19 protein-coding genes are annotated in these 16,319 nt (G+C 62.3%); 6 read left to right on the top strand and 13 right to left on the bottom strand.

Going from position 1 to position 16,319, the window contains the following annotated elements:
- The gene (locus tag R6G97_RS04160) at positions 1–762 is read right to left on the bottom strand and encodes a DsbC family protein (protein ID WP_043212468.1); all 762 of its coding nucleotides are present in this window, start codon (positions 760–762) and stop codon (positions 1–3) included.
- Between the two features lie 154 nt (positions 763–916).
- Positions 917–1,813: a site-specific tyrosine recombinase XerD gene (gene xerD, locus R6G97_RS04155; RefSeq protein WP_043212466.1), complete on the bottom strand. Its 897-nt coding sequence runs from the start codon at positions 1,811–1,813 to the stop codon at positions 917–919.
- Between the two features lie 68 nt (positions 1,814–1,881).
- Between xerD and R6G97_RS04150 the strand changes: the two genes are divergently transcribed.
- Positions 1,882–3,720 carry a cation:proton antiporter gene (locus R6G97_RS04150; protein WP_317847838.1) on the top strand — a complete coding sequence of 613 codons (1,839 nt, stop codon included), beginning with the start codon at positions 1,882–1,884 and terminating at the stop codon, positions 3,718–3,720.
- On the opposite strand, the gene R6G97_RS04145 is transcribed toward R6G97_RS04150, so the two are convergent.
- From R6G97_RS04145 to ffh, 6 genes are all read right to left on the bottom strand, one after another.
- Positions 3,714–4,124: an acyl-CoA thioesterase gene (locus R6G97_RS04145; RefSeq protein WP_070094672.1), complete on the bottom strand. Its 411-nt coding sequence runs from the start codon at positions 4,122–4,124 to the stop codon at positions 3,714–3,716. The two genes, R6G97_RS04150 and R6G97_RS04145, sit on opposite strands and share 7 nt — an antisense overlap.
- A 209-nt stretch (positions 4,125–4,333) precedes the next feature.
- Positions 4,334–4,684 (bottom strand): 50S ribosomal protein L19, encoded by a 351-nt coding sequence (rplS, locus tag R6G97_RS04140; RefSeq protein WP_043212460.1) that lies wholly within the window; start codon positions 4,682–4,684, stop codon positions 4,334–4,336.
- Positions 4,685–4,726: 42 nt separating this feature from the next.
- Positions 4,727–5,479: a tRNA (guanosine(37)-N1)-methyltransferase TrmD gene (trmD, locus tag R6G97_RS04135; RefSeq protein WP_043212458.1), complete on the bottom strand. Its 753-nt coding sequence runs from the start codon at positions 5,477–5,479 to the stop codon at positions 4,727–4,729.
- A 3-nt stretch (positions 5,480–5,482) separates the two neighbouring features.
- A complete protein-coding gene (gene rimM, locus R6G97_RS04130) occupies positions 5,483–6,019 on the bottom strand; it encodes a ribosome maturation factor RimM (RefSeq protein WP_070574704.1) in 537 nt (178 codons plus the stop codon).
- A gap of 5 nt (positions 6,020–6,024) precedes the next feature.
- Entirely contained in the window at positions 6,025–6,276 is a 252-nt protein-coding gene (gene rpsP / locus R6G97_RS04125; protein ID WP_043212455.1) for a 30S ribosomal protein S16, read from the bottom strand.
- A gap of 237 nt (positions 6,277–6,513) precedes the next feature.
- Complete coding sequence (gene ffh, locus R6G97_RS04120) at positions 6,514–7,890, bottom strand: signal recognition particle protein (RefSeq protein ID WP_043212452.1); 1,377 nt, start codon at positions 7,888–7,890, stop codon at positions 6,514–6,516.
- Positions 7,891–8,181: 291 nt separating this feature from the next.
- Here ffh and R6G97_RS04115 point away from each other — a divergent pair, with 291 nt between their 5' ends.
- The 3 genes from R6G97_RS04115 to R6G97_RS04105 all read left to right on the top strand — a co-directional run bounded on the left by R6G97_RS04115 (position 8,182) and on the right by R6G97_RS04105 (position 11,759).
- Entirely contained in the window at positions 8,182–8,991 is an 810-nt protein-coding gene (locus R6G97_RS04115; RefSeq protein WP_043212451.1) for a cytochrome C assembly family protein, read from the top strand.
- 9 nt (positions 8,992–9,000) lie between these two features.
- Positions 9,001–10,203, top strand: coding sequence for a transporter associated domain-containing protein (locus R6G97_RS04110; RefSeq protein ID WP_043212450.1), 1,203 nt, complete (start codon positions 9,001–9,003; stop codon positions 10,201–10,203).
- A gap of 254 nt (positions 10,204–10,457) precedes the next feature.
- The gene (locus tag R6G97_RS04105) at positions 10,458–11,759 is read left to right on the top strand and encodes an MFS transporter (protein WP_090346717.1); all 1,302 of its coding nucleotides are present in this window, start codon (positions 10,458–10,460) and stop codon (positions 11,757–11,759) included.
- Positions 11,760–11,849: 90 nt separating this feature from the next.
- Here R6G97_RS04105 and purT read toward each other — a convergent pair whose 3' ends face one another.
- From purT to R6G97_RS04080, 5 genes are all read right to left on the bottom strand, one after another.
- The gene (purT, locus tag R6G97_RS04100) at positions 11,850–13,031 is read right to left on the bottom strand and encodes a formate-dependent phosphoribosylglycinamide formyltransferase (RefSeq protein WP_043212445.1); all 1,182 of its coding nucleotides are present in this window, start codon (positions 13,029–13,031) and stop codon (positions 11,850–11,852) included.
- 115 nt (positions 13,032–13,146) lie between these two features.
- Positions 13,147–13,614, bottom strand: coding sequence for a VUT family protein (locus tag R6G97_RS04095; protein WP_043212443.1), 468 nt, complete (start codon positions 13,612–13,614; stop codon positions 13,147–13,149).
- A gap of 49 nt (positions 13,615–13,663) precedes the next feature.
- Positions 13,664–13,867 carry a DUF1289 domain-containing protein gene (locus R6G97_RS04090; protein WP_090346714.1) on the bottom strand — a complete coding sequence of 68 codons (204 nt, stop codon included), beginning with the start codon at positions 13,865–13,867 and terminating at the stop codon, positions 13,664–13,666.
- Between the two features lies 1 nt (position 13,868).
- A complete protein-coding gene (locus R6G97_RS04085; protein WP_090346712.1) occupies positions 13,869–14,393 on the bottom strand; it encodes a gamma carbonic anhydrase family protein in 525 nt (174 codons plus the stop codon).
- Positions 14,394–14,438: 45 nt separating this feature from the next.
- Entirely contained in the window at positions 14,439–15,038 is a 600-nt protein-coding gene (locus R6G97_RS04080) for a CoA pyrophosphatase (protein WP_070574714.1), read from the bottom strand.
- Positions 15,039–15,171: 133 nt separating this feature from the next.
- On the opposite strand from R6G97_RS04080, the gene R6G97_RS04075 reads away from it, so the two are divergent.
- Together R6G97_RS04075 and R6G97_RS04070 are read left to right on the top strand one after the other, a co-directional pair.
- The gene (locus R6G97_RS04075) at positions 15,172–15,726 is read left to right on the top strand and encodes an NUDIX hydrolase (protein ID WP_043212441.1); all 555 of its coding nucleotides are present in this window, start codon (positions 15,172–15,174) and stop codon (positions 15,724–15,726) included.
- 19 nt (positions 15,727–15,745) lie between these two features.
- Complete coding sequence (locus R6G97_RS04070; protein ID WP_043212440.1) at positions 15,746–16,282, top strand: L,D-transpeptidase family protein; 537 nt, start codon at positions 15,746–15,748, stop codon at positions 16,280–16,282.
- Positions 16,283–16,319 lie beyond the last annotated feature (37 nt).

Genomic DNA, 16,319 nt, shown 5'->3' with positions numbered 1-16,319 from the left:
TTACTTGGCAGCCTTGCCGTCGCTGGCCAAGGCCAGCTTGGCGACCTGCGGTGCCGGCTGGTAGCCCGGGATCACCTGACCGCTCTGCAGGACGATCGCCGGCGTGCCGTTGACGCCGATCGACTGCCCGAGCTCGAACTGCTTGCTGACCGGGTTGGCGCACTTGGCGGCCTTGATTTCCTTGCCATCGATCATCTTGTCCAGCGCCGCGCGGCGGTCACTGGAGCACCAGACTGCCTGCAACTGCTCGTCACCTGGCGAGCCGAGGCCCTGGCGCGGGAAGGCGACATAGCGCACCTCGATACCGCGGCGATTGAGCTCCGGCACTTCAGCATGCAATTTGTGGCAATACGGGCAGGTGGTGTCGGTGAAGACGGTGATATGCGACTTGGTCTCGCCCTTGGCAGGATAAACCACCATTTCGGCAGCTGGAATGCCGTTGATGAGCTTGGCGATGCCCTGGCGTTCGGTCTTCTCGGTGAGGTTGACCGGCTTGCCATCCTGGATCTGGTACAGGTACCCCTGCATCACGAACTGGCCATCGCCACTGGCATACAGGACACGACCACCTTGCAGCTTGACTTCATACAGGCCGTTGACCGGGCTGCTGGCGACGCTTTCGACTGGCACTTCCAGCGCAAGGGTCTTGAGGGTATTACGAATGGCCTGCTCGGCACCGGCGCTGGCATCGGTGGCCGCGGCGACGGCAAAAGTACTGGCCAACGCCAGGGCGGCGGCGGCGAAAATCTGGGTCACGCGCATGGGGTACTCCTGAAGGCGGACGGGGCCGGAGGATGTCGATCCGCGGCAAAAACGCGGCGAGTGGACGGCCCTTGATGCAAACCGTCCAAGCCTACCACAACAGGCTGATGCTAAATGCCCTCTCAACCTCCATAGGTCGGAACATGAAAATCATTCATCCACGAGGATGGTGCTGGGCATGCAGCTGCTGCAACCGTGCCTTTGCGACATGGGTATAGATCTGGGTGGTGGACAAGTCACTGTGACCGAGCAACATCTGCACCACACGCAAGTCGGCCCCATGATTGAGCAGATGCGTGGCAAAAGCGTGGCGCAAGGTATGCGGCGACAGCGGTTTGTCGATGCCGGCAACCCGCGCCTGATGCTTGATGCGGTGCCAGAAGGTTTGGCGGGTCATCTGCTCCCCGCGCTGGCTGGGGAACAGCACATCACTCGGGCGCCCGTTCAACAGGTCGTTGCGGCCGTCGCGCAAGTAGCGTTCGAGCCAGATCACCGCCTCTTCGCCCATCGGCACCAAGCGCTCCTTGCTGCCCTTGCCCATCACCCGCAGAACCCCCTGGCGCAGGTTGACCTGATCGAGGGTCAGGCTGACCAGTTCGGTCACTCGCAGGCCACAGGCATAGAGCACTTCAAGCATGGCCCGGTCGCGCTGACCGATGGCTTCGGCCAGGTCCGGCGCCTGCAACAGGGCCTCGACATCGTCCTCCGACAAGGATTTGGGCAATGGTCGCCCCAATAGCGGCATTTCCACTTGCAAGGTCGGGTCGACGCCTACCAGCTTTTCTCGCAGCAGATACCGGAAGAAGCCACGCAGACCGGAGAGAAAGCGTGCCGTGGAGCGCGGCTTGTAGCCTTCCTCCAGGCGCCAGGCCAGATGGTCCAGAATCAGGTCCCGGCCGGCATCAGGCAAAGCCACGCCGCGCTCTTGCAGCCAGCCGTTGAATAGCGCCAAGTCGCTGCGATAGGAGACGCGGGTATTGTCGGACAGGCCTTTTTCCAGCCAGAGGGCATCAAGAAACTGGTCGATCAGGGGATGGTCGAGAGCGGGCATGAAAACTCGGTGGCAAACGGTGCAATGGCGCTTAGTCTTTCATAACAACGATGGCATAGGGAGCCCATATGAGCGAACAGCAGATTCTCCTGAGTTTCGGTGGCATCGGCGCGGCCGCCCTTGCCTGCCAATGGCTGGCCTGGCGCCTGAAACTGCCAGCGATACTCTTTCTGCTGCTGTGTGGAATTCTGGCCGGGCCCGTGCTGGGCTGGTTATCGCCGCAGCAACTGTTCGGCCCGCTGCTGATGCCACTGGTGTCCCTGGCCGTAGCCCTGATCCTGTTCGAGGGCAGCCTGACCCTGCACTTGTCCCAATGGCGCGAGATCGGCAGCGTAGTGCATCGACTGGTAACGGTGGGTGCCTTGAGCACCTGGCTGGTGATCGCCCTCGCCACCCACTGGTTACTGGGCTTCGAGTGGCCCCTGGCGATCCTCTTCGGCACCCTTACCCTGGTCACAGGCCCGACCGTGATCGTACCAATGCTGCGAGTGGTGCGACCCAAGGCTGCAATCGCCAATATCCTGCGCTGGGAAGGGATCGTCATCGATCCGATCGGTGCGCTGCTGGCAGTGGTGGTCTATAGCTTCATCATCGCCCGTACCGACGGTGACGGGCTGAGTCAGAGCCTGGTGACCTTTGCCGGCGTGATTTTCTGCGGCAGTACCCTGGGCGCCGCGGGTGGCTGGCTGCTGGGCCAGATCATGCGCGCGCAATGGCTGCCAGAGTACCTGCACAATCTGGCGTCGCTGGCAGCGGTGCTGGGCATCTTCATCGCCGCCAACCAGATCGTCCATGAGTCGGGACTGCTGGCCGTGACGGTCATGGGTATGTGGCTGGCCAACATGCCCGGCGTGGATGTGCGGCAGATCCTGCACTTCAAGGAAAACCTCAGCGTGCTGTTGATCTCCGGGCTGTTCATTCTGCTGGCCGCCCGCCTCGACCTGCATGCACTGCTGGCACTGGGCCCAGCGGTGCTGGCATTGCTGCTGGTCATCCAGTTGCTGGCCCGGCCGCTCAATGTCTTGTTGTCTACCTGGGGCTCGAACCTGAACTGGCGCGAGCGCCTGCTGCTGGCCTGGATCGCGCCACGGGGCATTGTCGCAGCAGCCGTTTCGGCGATCTTCGCCATTCGCCTGGATGAAGCCGGCCACGAGGGGGCACTGCTGCTCGTCCCTTTGACCTTCGCGGTCATCATCGGCACTGTGGTTTTGCAAAGCGCCACCGCAAGGCCACTGGCCCGTCTGCTCAGGGTGGCCGAGCCTGCCCCAAGCGGCTTTCTCATCGTCGGCGCCAACCCGCCAGCCCGCGCCATTGCAAAGGCCTTGCAGCAATTGGGCAGCCGGGTGTTACTGACCGATTCGAGCTGGGAGAATATCCGCGCCGCGCGCATGGATGGGCTGCCGACTTACTTCGGCAACCCAGCGTCTCAGCACGCCGACGCCCACCTCGACCTGGTCGGCCTGGGCCATCTGCTGGGCCTTTCGCCCGCCGGTGAACTCAACGCCCTAGCCTGCGCACGCTTTCGCCATGACTTTGGCCACAATCGATTGTTCGTATTGGCCAGTGGCCTGGAAAAGCAGCGCAGCGACAAGCACCGTGCCAGCGAGGAGCATCGCGGCCAGCTGCTCGGTTCGAGCACGATGACCTATGGGCAACTGGCCAATCGCCTGCATCAAGGCGCCGAGCTGTACAGCACCCACCTGACCGACAGTTTCAACTGGCAGGACTACCAAGCGCTGCATGGCGAACGCGCAACCTTGCTTTTCGCCCGTGACAGCAACGGCTGGGTCCATGTCGCCAGCCCGGACTCCCCTCTCAAGCCCCAGCCTGGGTGGACCTTGGTGGCACTGGTGGAGGCAGACCTGGAGGCGACTACCAAGGTCGAGGCGCAGACCCTGGATCAGTGAGCGGGAAGCACGGGCACCGGCCGCTTGTCCTCATCGATGGCGACGAAGCTGAACACACCATGGATGGCCCGTTCGCGGCCATCCAGGTACATGTTCTCGACAAAGACATCCACCTGTACCTGCAGGCTGGTATTGCCGACCTTGATCACCGTCCCCACCAGCTCGACGATCGAGCCCGCAGGAATCGGGTGTTTGAAGTCGATGCGGTCGGTCGACACGGTCACCAGCGGCAAACGACAGAACCGCGTGGCGGCGATGAACGACACTTCGTCCATCCAGGCCAGCGCAGTACCGCCGAACAGGGTGTTGTGGTGGTTGGTGGTGCTGGGGAAGACAGCCTTGGTCACGCGGGTCACCGACAGTTCGGTGCGGCGCTGGATTTCCTGATCTCGAGGGGTGGTCATGAAGGGCTCTTGTCGCAGGGGCTTGAAAGCGGTGTCGCCTGATTCGCGGGGAGCCCTGATTCCACAGGGTTGGCGCAATCGTGGTGGGGGCAGGTTTACCCGTGAAGAAGCTCACACCGCCAATACAGAAATTCAAAAAGCAAAAAAGCAGCCCGAAGGCTGCTTTTTTTCTCGCAAGGTGGCCACTGGGGCCACCGGTCAAACGGCACTCAGGCCAGTTTTTCCTTGATGCGAGCGGCTTTGCCGGACAGGTCGCGCAGGTAGTACAGCTTGGCCTTACGCACGTCACCACGACGTTTCACGGACAGGCTGTCGATCTGCGGGCTGTAGGTCTGGAAGGTACGCTCTACGCCAACGCCGCTGGAGATCTTGCGCACGGTGAAGGCGCTGTTCAGACCGCGGTTGCGCTTGGCGATAACGACACCTTCGAACGCCTGCAGACGGGAACGGTCACCTTCCTTCACTTTAACCTGGACGACAATGGTGTCGCCTGGTGCGAAGGTTGGGATTTCCTTGTTCATCTGCTCGGCTTCGAGCTGCTGGATGATCTTGTTGGTCATGCTGTGCTCCTAAGGCGGATAACTCGATCCACCATCGATACGTTAACTATCGTCCCGCTCGCGGAGATATTCCTCGAGCAGCTTCTTCTCTTCTCCAGAAAGCGAGCGACTTTCCAGAAGATCGGCGCGTCGTTCGAAGGTCCTACCAAGGGACTGCTTCAATCGCCAACGCCGGATGTGTGCATGGTTGCCACTAAGCAACACGTCGGGAACGCGCTGATCCGCATACACCTCCGGTCGGGTGTAGTGCGGGCAGTCGAGCAGACCGTCGGTGAAGGAGTCTTCCTCCGCCGAGTCCACATGCCCTAAAGCTCCGGGCAGCAGTCGCGTAACCGCATCGATCAGTACCATGGCCGGCAGCTCGCCACCGGAAAGCACATAGTCACCAATCGACCACTCTTCATCGACATGAGCCTCGATAAAACGCTCGTCAATGCCTTCGTAACGACCGGCGATCAGGATCAACGATTCCTGTTGCGCCAAGTCTTTGACCGCCTGCTGGGTCAGCTTGCGGCCTTGTGGCGAGAGGTAAATCACCTTCGCCGATGCTCCGGTCGCTTGCCTGGCGCTGGCCAGGGCGTCTTCCAGAGGCTTGATCTTCATCACCATGCCCGGACCACCGCCAAACGGCCGATCATCCACCGTGTGGTGACGATCAGTGGTGTAGTCCCGCGGGTTCCAGCAGGTCACGTGCAGCAACCCCTGTTTCACCGCGCGGCTGGTAATGCCGTACTCCGTGATGGCCGAGAACATCTCGGGGAACAACGTGACGACTTCTACGCGAAGGTTACCCATCGTTTAGAAATCCGCGTCCCACTCGACCCGCATCACACCTGCTTCCAGGTCGACTGCCAGCACGCATTGCTCCGTATAGGGCAACAGTCGCTCGCGATCATCCAGGCTGCCTGCGCAAGGCTTGACCACCATTACATCGTTCGCACCGGTCTCCAACAGGTGATCGATCTTGCCGAACAGTTGTTCGTCCTGATTGATGACCTTCAGACCTACCAACTGGTACCAGTAGTACTCGTCAGCGGCCAGGTTGGGCAAAAGGCTCCGCGGAATGCAGATTTCATAACCGCTCAGAAGACGGGCTTCATCACGATCATCAAGGCCCTTCAGTTTCACGACGAGGCCCTTTTGGGAGCCACGACCGTTGACCAGCTCGACCTGTTTTACCTTGCCTTCGTGCCGAAGCGTCCAGCGCGGATAATCCAACAGGTTTTCAATCGGATCGGTAAAGGAATACACCTTCACCTCGCCGCGAACGCCGTGAACCGAAAAAATCTTGCCGACGACAATGAGAGCGTCAGCGTTTTCTGGCGTCGCGTTCATACTGCTCAGGCAGCGGCCTTGGCAGCGTCCTTCAGCAGCTGAGCAACGCGCTCAGACGGCTGTGCGCCCTGGCTCAGCCAGTAGTTGACGCGTTCCTGATTGACCGACAGCTTGACTTCAGCGCCGGAAGCAACCGGGTTGAAGAAGCCAACGCGCTCAACGAAACGGCCGTCACGGGCGTTACGGCTGTTGGTCACGGTCAGGTGATAGAAAGGGCGCTTCTTGGAGCCGCCACGGGCAAGACGGATGGTTACCATGTGAACATCGTTCCTATAGTCGGTGCTGCAAATCTGAATGCCCAAATGGGCACAGGGTGCCCAAAAGGCCGCATATTCTCGGGGAATACACGGACATTTGCAAATGCCTTTTTCGGCGCGGGGCTACCACACCGTTCAGATCTGCCGGTTAAGCCGCGAATTTCGCGACATCGTTCCCGCCGAAGCGGGATTTCGGGAGAGCTGCCTATAGATAGAAGGCAACCTCCCAGAATCGAATTAGAGCTTCGGCATGCCGCCACCTGGCAGCATCCCGCCAAGGCCACGCATCATCTTGGCCATGCCGCCCTTGGCGGAAAATTTCTTCATCATCTTCTGCATCTGCTTGTGCTGCTTGATCAACCGACCGACGTCCTGCACCTGGGTGCCGGAGCCGAGGGCGATGCGGCGCTTGCGCGAACCGCTGATGATTTCCGGGTCGCGACGCTCGGCAGGGGTCATGGAGTCGATGATCGCTTCCATCTGCTTGAACTGCTTCTCGGCCGCACCCTGGGCATTGCCCATTTGCGACAGGTTGACCCCACCGATGCTCGGCAGCTTGTCCATCAGGCCGCCCAGGCCGCCCATGTTCTTCATCTGCTGCAGTTGGTCGCGGAAGTCTTCGAGGTCGAAGCCCTTGCCCTTCTTGAGCTTCTTGGCGAGTTTGTCGGCCTTGGCCTTGTCGATGTTCTGCTCGGCCTGTTCGATCAGGCTGAGCACGTCACCCATGCCCAGGATGCGCGAGGCGATACGGTCAGGGTGGAAGGGCTCGAGCGCTTCGGTCTTCTCGCCCATACCGATGAATTTGATCGGCTTGCCGGTGATCGCGCGAACCGACAGGGCTGCACCCCCACGGGCGTCACCGTCGACCTTGGTCAGCACCACACCGGTCAGCGGCAAGGCATCGCCGAAAGCCTTGGCGGTGTTAGCGGCGTCCTGGCCGGTCATGGCGTCGACCACGAACAGCGTCTCGACCGGCTTGACCGCGGCGTGCAGCGCCTTGATCTCGTCCATCATGTCGGCGTCGATGTGCAGACGACCTGCAGTGTCGACGATGACCACATCGATGTACTTGAGCTTGGCTTCGCGGATCGCCGCCTCGGCAATGGCCACAGGCTTCTGGCTGATGTCCGACGGGAAGAAGGTCACGCCGATGTCATTGGCGAGGGTTTCGAGCTGTTTGATCGCTGCCGGACGATAGACGTCGGCAGAGACCACCATCACGCTCTTTTTCTTGCGTTCTTTAAGGAAGCGCGCCAGCTTGCCGGCAGTGGTGGTCTTACCCGCACCTTGCAGACCGGCCATGAGCACCACGGCTGGTGGTGCGGCATTGAGCGCCAGGTCTTCGTTGGCCGCGCCCATCAGGCCTTCGAGTTCGGCCTGGACGATCTTCACGAACGCCTGGCCCGGGGTCAGGCTGCGCGACACTTCGGTGCCGACCGCGCGCTCCTTGACGCTGTTGACGAAATCCTTGACCACCGGCAGGGCGACGTCGGCCTCGAGCAGGGCCATGCGCACTTCGCGCAGCGTGTCCTTGATGTTGTCTTCGGTCAGCTTGGCCTTGCCGGTGACATGGCGCAGCGTCTGTGACAGGCGGTCGGTCAGGTTTTCGAACATGGTGATCCTTTCAGGCCCTAATGAAGCCGAGGTTTTTCAGGCGCCCAGGTGAATATGCACACGCGCTGGGCACAGCAAGGCGGCGATTATAGCGAAGAGCGAGGGCGGCGCACACCTGGGTGCTGACCACTGGGGTCCAGGTGACTTGTTCGCGGGCGAACCCGCGCCTACAAGGCCAGCGCCGGCCCTGTGGAATCTTGCAGATGGGGTAGGCCCTACCGTTTCCAGTCTTCCTAGAGCGGCGGGATCTATGCCAAACTCCGTCCCTTTAGGGCTTGCCTACCAGGACTTATGCTCTCTTCCCCCAGCCTCATCCCCAACCTGCTCGCCGCCGGCCTCTACATCGCCGCCGCTCTCTACCAAGGCAGTCGCCTGGCCCAGGGCAGCCGCGCCGACAAACGGCTGCTCGGTCTGCTCGGTGCCCTTGCGGTCATTGCCCAGGGTAGCGCCCTGTTCTTCCAGCTGATCACCCCGCTGGGCCTTAGCCTCGACTTCTTCAGCGCCGCCAGTCTGATCGCCGTCGCGGTGATCGCGCTGACCTTGCTGGCCTGCCTGCGCATCCCGGTCGAAAACCTGCTCATGCTGCTGTTCCCGCTCGGCGCGGTGACCGCCCTGCTGGCCCAGTTCGCCCCGCCCGGCACCGTACCGCTGGTCAATGAGGAGCCTGGGATCCTGGCGCATATCCTGCTCTCGATCCTGGCCTATGGCTTGTTCACCATTGCCGTGTTCCAGGCCCTGCTGCTGCTGTTGCAGGACTACCAGCTCAAGCACAAGCATCCTTCCGGGCTGATCCGTAACTTCCCGCCCCTGCAAACCATGGAAAGCCTGCTGTTCGGCTTCCTCTGGGCCGGTTGGGGTCTGCTGTCGCTGTCGCTGGTGTCCGGCTGGCTGTTCCTGGACAACCTGTTCGCCCAGCATCTGGTGCACAAGACGCTGCTATCCTGTGTGGCCTGGGTGGTGTTCGGCCTGCTGCTGTGGGGACGCACCCGCCTGGGCTGGCGCGGCCACAAGGCGATTCGCTGGACCCTCGCCGGTTTCTGCCTGCTGATGCTGGCCTATTTCGGCAGCAAGCTGGTACGTGAATTCATCCTGCATATCTGACGACCGCCCATGGACACCCTGCCGTACGCTCCGCTATTCGGCACTCTGGCACTGGCGCTGCTCTGGTCGGCGCTATTCACCGCCGTCGACGCGGCCCGCCAGCAATTGAACGGCCATCAGCGCCCTGCTGACAGCGCCGAGCCCGCACTGCCCGCCCAAGCCGTGGTGCTCTGCGCAGGCCTCGGCAAGCTGCTGGTGCTTGGCCTGGCCTGCCTGATCGGCCAGCGCTACAACGGCGAACACGGCTTCTGGCTGGCGGGCCTTGCCGCAAGCGGCGCCCTGTTGGTCTTGGCCGAGTACCTGCCAAGGCGCGCCGCCCGACGCAATCCGCACGCCTTCCTCAACCTCGGCCCCCTGCTCAGATGGCCTCTGCTCGCATTGCAACCGTTGGCCTGCGTGCTCGACGGCTGCGCCAAGTTGATCCTTCGCCCATTGCGCGCGCAACCCGCCGCCGTGGCATTGCACCCACAGGAGCACGATGATTTCGACGAACCAGAGCCCTACGAAGCACCACGCCAAGGGCTGCTCGAAGGGCTGCAATCCCTAGACAAGATCACCGTCAACGACATCCTGGTGCCCCGCAACGAGGTGGACGGCATCAACCTGGACGACTCGCTCGAGCAGATCGCTGAACAACTGATCGTCAGCCGCCATACCCGCCTGCCGGTCTACCACAGTGATATCAACCAGGTCGAAGCCATCCTCAATACCAAGCTGATCAGCCATCTGCTGCCCCATGGCGAGCTGACCCTCCAGGCGCTGCGCGCGGCCTGCTACGAACCCTACTTCGTTCCCGAGAGCACTCCGCTGCAACGGCAGTTGCTGAACTTCCACAAGCAGCAGAGACGCCTGGGCGTGGTGGTGGACGAGTACGGAGAGGTCCAAGGCATCGTCACCTTGGAGGACATCCTCGAGGAGATCGTCGGCGAGTTCGAGGATGAGCACTCGCTGGAAAACCCGCACGTCCACCCCCTGGCCGACGGCCGCTACGTGATCGAAGGCACCGCCTCGCTGCGCGAAATAAACCGCAGTCTGGGGTGGCACCTGCCCTGCGACGGTGGCCCGAAGACACTCAACGGGCTGGTCACCGAGGCGCTGGAAAGCATTCCGGAAAGCGCTGTATGCCTGAAGATTGGCCGCTATCGCCTGGAAATCCTCGAAACAGAGGACAATTGCGCCAGCAAGGTACTGGTGTGGACCGTGACCCGATAGCTATACTCCGGTCACGCTTACCCAGCCCTGCCGTCCCGCCTGCTACCCGCTTCCGGCACCACACGGCCGGTGCGCTCCACTGACACGCCCCGCGGTCCTGCTTCGACACCCAGAACAGCCCGCTCCCGTCCCTACCCTTGGGCTATCGTCGGTCGAGCGACTCACACTATGACGCTCCGGCGCCCGCACGCCCATGCCTGCCTGGCAGGGAGCGACCCGCCCATAGGGAGCAATGACTGTCAGGGACCTACAACATGACTATCAGCAGTACCTGCGCCGACACCTCGGCAGCCCCCGTCAATTCCCCCGCCCGTGTGGCCACCGCCAGCTTCATCGGCACCGCCATCGAATTCTACGACTTCTACGTCTACGCCACCGCCGCCGCGCTGGTGATCGGCCCGGTGTTCTTCCCGTCGGGTTCGGGCACCGCGCAGATGCTCGCGGCCTTTCTGACCTTCGGTATCGCCTTCCTCGCCCGCCCGCTGGGTTCGGCACTGTTCGGCCATTTCGGCGACCGTATCGGCCGCAAATCCACCTTGGTCGCCTCGTTGCTGCTGATGGGCGTTTCGACCACCCTGATCGGGGTTCTTCCGGGCTATGACAGCATCGGCGTCTGGGCGCCGATCATCCTTTGCCTGCTGCGCTTCGGCCAAGGCCTGGGCCTGGGCGGCGAATGGGGCGGGGCGGCACTGTTGGCCACCGAAAACGCCCCTGAAGGCAAGCGTGCCTGGTTCGGCATGTTCCCGCAGCTTGGCCCCTCCATCGGTTTTCTGGCGGCCAATGGGCTGTTCCTGACCCTGGCGCTGGTGCTCAGCGACGAGCAATTCCGTGACTGGGGCTGGCGCATTCCGTTCCTGCTCAGCGCCGCGCTGGTGATCGTCGGCCTGTACGTGCGACTGAAGCTCGAGGAGAGCCCGGTATTCGCCAAAGCCGTGGCACGCCACGAGCGGGTGAAGCTGCCGGTGGTCGATCTGTTCGCCAAGTACTGGCTGCCCACCTTGCTGGGCGCGGCGGCGATGGTTGTGTGCTACGCGCTGTTCTATATCTCCACGGTGTTCTCCCTGAGCTATGGGGTCTCGACACTGGGCTACAGTCGCGAGAGCTTCCTGGGCATGCTGTGCTTTGCCGTGGTGTTCATGGCCTTGGCCACGCCGCTGTCGGCCTGGCTGAGCGATCGCTATGGACGCAAGCCGGTGCTGATCGTCGGCGGCCTGCTGGCGGTTGCATCGGGATTCACCATGGAGCCGCTGCTGACCTCAGGCTCGACCACCGGCGTTGCGCTGTTTTTGGCCATCGAGCTGTTCCTGATGGGCGTGACCTTCGCACCGATGGGGGCATTGCTGCCTGAGCTGTTCCCGACCCATGTGCGCTACACCGGCGCCTCGGCAGCCTACAACCTCGGCGGCATCGTCGGCGCCTCAGCGGCACCGTTCTTTGCCCAACAGTTGGTCAGCATGGGGGGATTGAGCTGGGTGGGCGGCTATGTGTCGGTAGCCGCGGTGATCAGCCTGATCGCCGTCTTGTGCCTGAAAGAGACACGCAATACAGAGCTGTAAGTGGGGAGCGGCAAGCTTCAAGCGGCAAGAAAAAGCCAAAGCCTGCGCGGATTTGCTTTTTCTTGCAGCTTGAGGCTTGAGGCTTATGGCTTAAAATTCGACCGTGACCGCCTGGGCAGCCCGGGTCGCTTTGGCCCGCGCCGCTTCGATCGACTCGTCACGCGCCAGGCATACGCCCATGCGACGTTGGCCATTGATTTCCGGCTTGCCGAACAGGCGGATGGCGGTATCGGGCTCGCTCAGGGCCGCACCCAGGTTGGCGAAGGTGGTCTGCTGTGACCGGCCTTCAGGCAAGATTACCGCCGAAGCCGACGGACCGAACTGACGCACTACCGGGATCGGCAGACCCAGAATCGCGCGAGCATGCAAGGCGAATTGCGAGAGGTCCTGGGAAATCAGGGTCACCAGCCCGGTATCGTGGGGACGCGGCGAGACTTCGCTGAACCACACTTGGTCACCCTTGACGAACAGCTCCACGCCGAACAGACCACGACCGCCCAGGGCGTCAGTGACCGCCTGAGCCACGCGCTGGGACTCGGCCAGGGCCTTCGGGCTCATGGCCTGTGGCTGCCAGGATTCCTGATAGTCGCCCTTCTCCTGACGGTGACCGACCGGTGCGAGGAAGGTGGTGCCGCCTACATGACGCACGGTCAACAGGGTGATTTCGTATTCGAAATCGATGAAACCTTCGATGATCACCCGGCCTTTGCCGGCGCGGCCGCCTTCCTGGGCATAGTCCCAGGCCTTCTGCAGATCGGCATCGCTGCGCAGCAGGCTTTGCCCCTTGCCCGAGGAACTCATCACCGGCTTGACCACGCAGGGGTAGCCCAGGTCGGCGACGGCCTTGGCGTAGTCTTCGAAGGTATCGGCGAAATGGTAGGGCGAGGTCGGCAGGTCCAGCTCTTCGGCGGCCAGCCGGCGAATGCCCTCACGGTTCATGGTCAGCTGGGTGGCGCGGGCGGTGGGAACGACATTGAAGCCTTCGTTCTCCAGCTCGACCAGGGTCGCGGTGGCGATGGCTTCGATCTCAGGGACGATGTAGTGCGGCTTTTCGGCTTCGATCACCGCACGCAGGGCAACGCCATCGAGCATGTTGATGACGTGGCTGCGGTGCGCGACCTGCATGGCGGGGGCATTGGCGTAGCGGTCCACGGCGATGACTTCGACACCCAGACGCTGCAGCTCGATCACCACTTCCTTGCCCAACTCGCCGCAGCCACACAGCAGTACACGGGTCGCGGTGGGCGACAATGGGGTTCCGATACGGGTCATTTCAGGTCCTCGAAGGCGTCCGGGGCTGCGCCGGATTGGCTGCTGCCCGCTGAAAAAGGACCGATATTCTACACCCGCCGAGGCATTCCGGGGCCGCTGCGCAACCCCGATCACATCACCCTGCGACGACCTCGCGTCGGGCGCGCCAGGCCATGGCCAGCCACACGGCAGTGACGCCGGCAAACTTGGACGCCAGAGCCGTACCAATCACTGCCGGGGTCAGGGCGCCGATCATGCCGAAGAAGATGAAGGTGTCCACCGGAATGCTCAGGGCCGAGCTGAGCCATAGACGGTCACGCAACGGCCGACGGGTGATGCTGAACACCAGCCAGTCGATCAGCTCGGAGACGAAGAACGCGGTCGCACTGGCCAGGGCAATGGCAGGCTCCGAGGTGACATAGGACAGCACCAACGCCGCCAGCATGGCCAACAACGCGCCATGACCATAGCGGGTCTGCACCATGTCGCGCAGGATGAACACCAGCCCACCCCAGGCGGACCAGATCACATCCAGGTGCGGAGCACTGGAAAAGGCGTAGTTGATCAGCACTACGCTACTGATATAGGCAATGAGATAGAACATGGGATCACACGTTGGGCAAGCGGCACAGAATACTTGATTTTGGAGTCAACTACAGCCCCGACCCGATGATCAAGCCTGACGCCACCGCCCGCTCGTGGCACAGCACCAGCACCTGACGGCGCTCGTCGTTGCTCATGCGCGACCAGCGGGTGATCTCGCTCACCGTGCGCTGGCAACCGACGCAGATGTCCTGCTCGTCCAGCGCACAGACATTGACGCACGGCGAGGCGACCGGGCGTTCGGCGTTCTGCATGTCAGTCATCCTGGGGGGCCAGCTCGCGCGCGTAGCGCTCGGCATTATGGACATAATGTGCGGCGCTGGCTTCGAGCATGCGCTTCTGCGCCTCGGTCAACTCGCGCACCACCTTGCCTGGCGAACCCATGACCAGCGAGCCGTCCGGAATTTCCTTGCCCTCAGGAATCAGTGCGTTGGCGCCGATGATGCAATGCTTGCCGATGCGCGCGCCGTTGAGAATCACGGCATTGATACCGATCAGGCTGTGATCGCCCACCGTGCAGCCATGGAGCATCGCGTTATGGCCGACGGTCACGCCCTTGCCGAGGGTCAGCGGCGAGCCCATGTCGGTGTGCATCACCGTGCCATCCTGGACGTTGCTGCCTTCGCCGATGTCGATCAGTTCGTTGTCGCCGCGCAGCACCGCGCCGAACCAGACACTGGCCCCGGCCTGCAGGCGCACCTTGCCGATCAGGGTGGCATTGGGGGCGGCCCAACTGGTGGGATGGGTCTCGACCCGCAGGTCGCCCAGGCGGTATTTCATGTCTTGCTCCTCACGGTTGAAGGCAGATGGCGGGTTGGGCCCCGCTCAGATCTGGGTATAGCGCTCAGGGGGCTGGTGCAGGCTGATGCCAGCGTCGAACAGCACATTGACCAGTTCGACGATCATGATCGCCGACAACCCCCAGATCTTGTACTCGCCGTAGCGGTAGGCCGGCACGTACCAACTGCGCCCTTGGTAGTCGATACGGTGGGTATGGTCGCGCGGGTCCTGGCGGAAAAACGCCAGCGGAACCGTGAACACGGCGGCGATCTCCGCGTCGTTGGCACGGTATTCGACATAATCGGGGATGATCCCGACGAATGGCGTCACTTTAAGGCCATGCAGGGAGATCACCGGGCTCAGCGGACCGATGACTTCCACCAGTCCCGGCGGCAGACCGATTTCCTCCTCGGCCTCGCGCAGGGCGGTGAACACCAGGTCCGGATCCTCCGGGTCGCGTCTACCACCGGGGAAGGCCACCTCGCCTCCATGGGTGGAAAGCCCTTTGGCCCGCAGGGTCAGCACCAGCTCGGGCTCTTCGCTACGCGTGATGGGCAAGAGCACCGCCGCCTCGGGGAAACGCCGGTCGGTTTCCAGTGACGTGGGGGTGTGATTGCTCATTCGGCGAAGAAGCTCGTCCAGCATTGCACTCTCTCGATTCCAAGGCCTGCCCTGCATGATGCACCAAAGCCGTGAAGCACCCAAGCCCCGCCAGCAGGCCGCTTGCGCAGCGCAGGGCCGGCACGCCAAGATAGCTGCAGATAAAGGGAAGAACAGCATGAAATTCTGCAGCGCGTGCGGCCAGGCGGTCATTCAGCGGATCCCCGAGGGCGACAGCCGCCTGCGGTATGTCTGCGAGCATTGCCATACCATTCATTACCAGAACCCCAACATCGTTGCTGGCGTGCTCCCCACCTGGGGCAGCCAAGTGCTCCTTTGTCGACGGGCGATCGAACCGCGCCGGGGGTTCTGGACGCTGCCCGCCGGGTTCATGGAGAACGGTGAAACCCTCGATGCAGCCGCCCGACGCGAAACCGTCGAGGAGGCCTGCGCCCGGGTCGGGCAGATGAGCCTGTACCAGTTGTTCGACCTGCCTCACATCGACCAGGTACATGTATTCTTCCGCGCCGAGCTGGCTGACCTGGATTTTGCCGTTGGCGTCGAGAGCCTGGAGGTGCGCTTGTTCGAGGAACATGAAATTCCCTGGAACGAGTTGGCTTTCCGCACCGTCGTACGGACACTAGAATGCTATTATCGCGACCGCATCGGGCAGCACTACCCCGTAGGCCATGAGTACCTGCCGCCGATGAACGTCTCGTCGTCCACCACTTAGCTCTCAGGGATACGGTTTCATGCGTTGGTTGCTTGCCCTTTTCTGCCTTTCCGTTGCATCGGTGTCCCAGGCCGCCTTCACCGAGACCATCATTCGCAAGCCTGTCGAACCGTCTGCGGTCGCCAACCAACCGCTGATCGACAAGGTCCTGGTGATCAAGTCCGAGCGCCGCCTGCAACTGATCAGCCGTGGCGAGCCACTCAAGACCTACCGCATCTCCCTGGGCAAGCAACCCAAAGGCACCAAAGAGCGCGAAGGCGACAGCAAGACGCCCGAAGGCCTGTACTGGCTTGACTGGCGCAAGGTCAGTGACCGCTTCAACCTGGCCATGCACATTTCCTACCCGAACATCAGCGATGCCGCCCGCGCCCGCCGCGAGGGCGTGAGCCCAGGCGGCATGATCATGATCCATGGCACGCCGATCAACGAGGACTACCCGGAGTGGTACTTCCATACCCTGGACTGGACCGAAGGCTGCATCGCCATGCGCAACAATGACATGCGCGAGGTCTGGGACATGGTCAAGGACGGGACCTTGATCGAGATCCGTCCCTGATTCCTACAATTCGATTAACTTTGTAGGAAATTACACA

The sequence above is a fragment of the Pseudomonas sp. HTZ2 genome, from assembly GCF_033173945.1.
GTDB classification, from domain to species: domain Bacteria; phylum Pseudomonadota; class Gammaproteobacteria; order Pseudomonadales; family Pseudomonadaceae; genus Aquipseudomonas; species Aquipseudomonas guariconensis.
The sequence above is the reverse complement of the archived record's forward strand: the minus strand, read 5'-3'. Positions and strand labels throughout refer to the sequence as shown.

What these genes read in the sequence shown, in the direction of transcription:
- R6G97_RS04115 (WP_043212451.1), top strand. Translation starts at nt 8,182, where the DNA reads ATGCTCTCTTCCCCCAGCCTCATCCCCAACCTGCTCGCCGCCGGCCTC.
- R6G97_RS04145 (WP_070094672.1), bottom strand. Translation starts at nt 4,124, where the DNA reads ATGACCACCCCTCGAGATCAGGAAATCCAGCGCCGCACCGAACTGTCG.
- R6G97_RS04075 (WP_043212441.1), top strand. Translation starts at nt 15,172, where the DNA reads ATGAAATTCTGCAGCGCGTGCGGCCAGGCGGTCATTCAGCGGATCCCC.
- R6G97_RS04110 (WP_043212450.1), top strand. Translation starts at nt 9,001, where the DNA reads ATGGACACCCTGCCGTACGCTCCGCTATTCGGCACTCTGGCACTGGCG.
- R6G97_RS04105 (WP_090346717.1), top strand. Translation starts at nt 10,458, where the DNA reads ATGACTATCAGCAGTACCTGCGCCGACACCTCGGCAGCCCCCGTCAAT.
- R6G97_RS04070 (WP_043212440.1), top strand. Translation starts at nt 15,746, where the DNA reads ATGCGTTGGTTGCTTGCCCTTTTCTGCCTTTCCGTTGCATCGGTGTCC.
- rimM (WP_070574704.1), bottom strand. Translation starts at nt 6,019, where the DNA reads ATGAACGCGACGCCAGAAAACGCTGACGCTCTCATTGTCGTCGGCAAG.
- R6G97_RS04150 (WP_317847838.1), top strand. Translation starts at nt 1,882, where the DNA reads ATGAGCGAACAGCAGATTCTCCTGAGTTTCGGTGGCATCGGCGCGGCC.
- xerD (WP_043212466.1), bottom strand. Translation starts at nt 1,813, where the DNA reads ATGCCCGCTCTCGACCATCCCCTGATCGACCAGTTTCTTGATGCCCTC.
- R6G97_RS04090 (WP_090346714.1), bottom strand. Translation starts at nt 13,867, where the DNA reads ATGCAGAACGCCGAACGCCCGGTCGCCTCGCCGTGCGTCAATGTCTGT.
- rplS (WP_043212460.1), bottom strand. Translation starts at nt 4,684, where the DNA reads ATGACCAACAAGATCATCCAGCAGCTCGAAGCCGAGCAGATGAACAAG.
- R6G97_RS04085 (WP_090346712.1), bottom strand. Translation starts at nt 14,393, where the DNA reads ATGAAATACCGCCTGGGCGACCTGCGGGTCGAGACCCATCCCACCAGT.
- R6G97_RS04160 (WP_043212468.1), bottom strand. Translation starts at nt 762, where the DNA reads ATGCGCGTGACCCAGATTTTCGCCGCCGCCGCCCTGGCGTTGGCCAGT.
- trmD (WP_043212458.1), bottom strand. Translation starts at nt 5,479, where the DNA reads ATGGGTAACCTTCGCGTAGAAGTCGTCACGTTGTTCCCCGAGATGTTC.
- R6G97_RS04095 (WP_043212443.1), bottom strand. Translation starts at nt 13,614, where the DNA reads ATGTTCTATCTCATTGCCTATATCAGTAGCGTAGTGCTGATCAACTAC.
- ffh (WP_043212452.1), bottom strand. Translation starts at nt 7,890, where the DNA reads ATGTTCGAAAACCTGACCGACCGCCTGTCACAGACGCTGCGCCATGTC.
- rpsP (WP_043212455.1), bottom strand. Translation starts at nt 6,276, where the DNA reads ATGGTAACCATCCGTCTTGCCCGTGGCGGCTCCAAGAAGCGCCCTTTC.
- purT (WP_043212445.1), bottom strand. Translation starts at nt 13,031, where the DNA reads ATGACCCGTATCGGAACCCCATTGTCGCCCACCGCGACCCGTGTACTG.
- R6G97_RS04080 (WP_070574714.1), bottom strand. Translation starts at nt 15,038, where the DNA reads ATGCTGGACGAGCTTCTTCGCCGAATGAGCAATCACACCCCCACGTCA.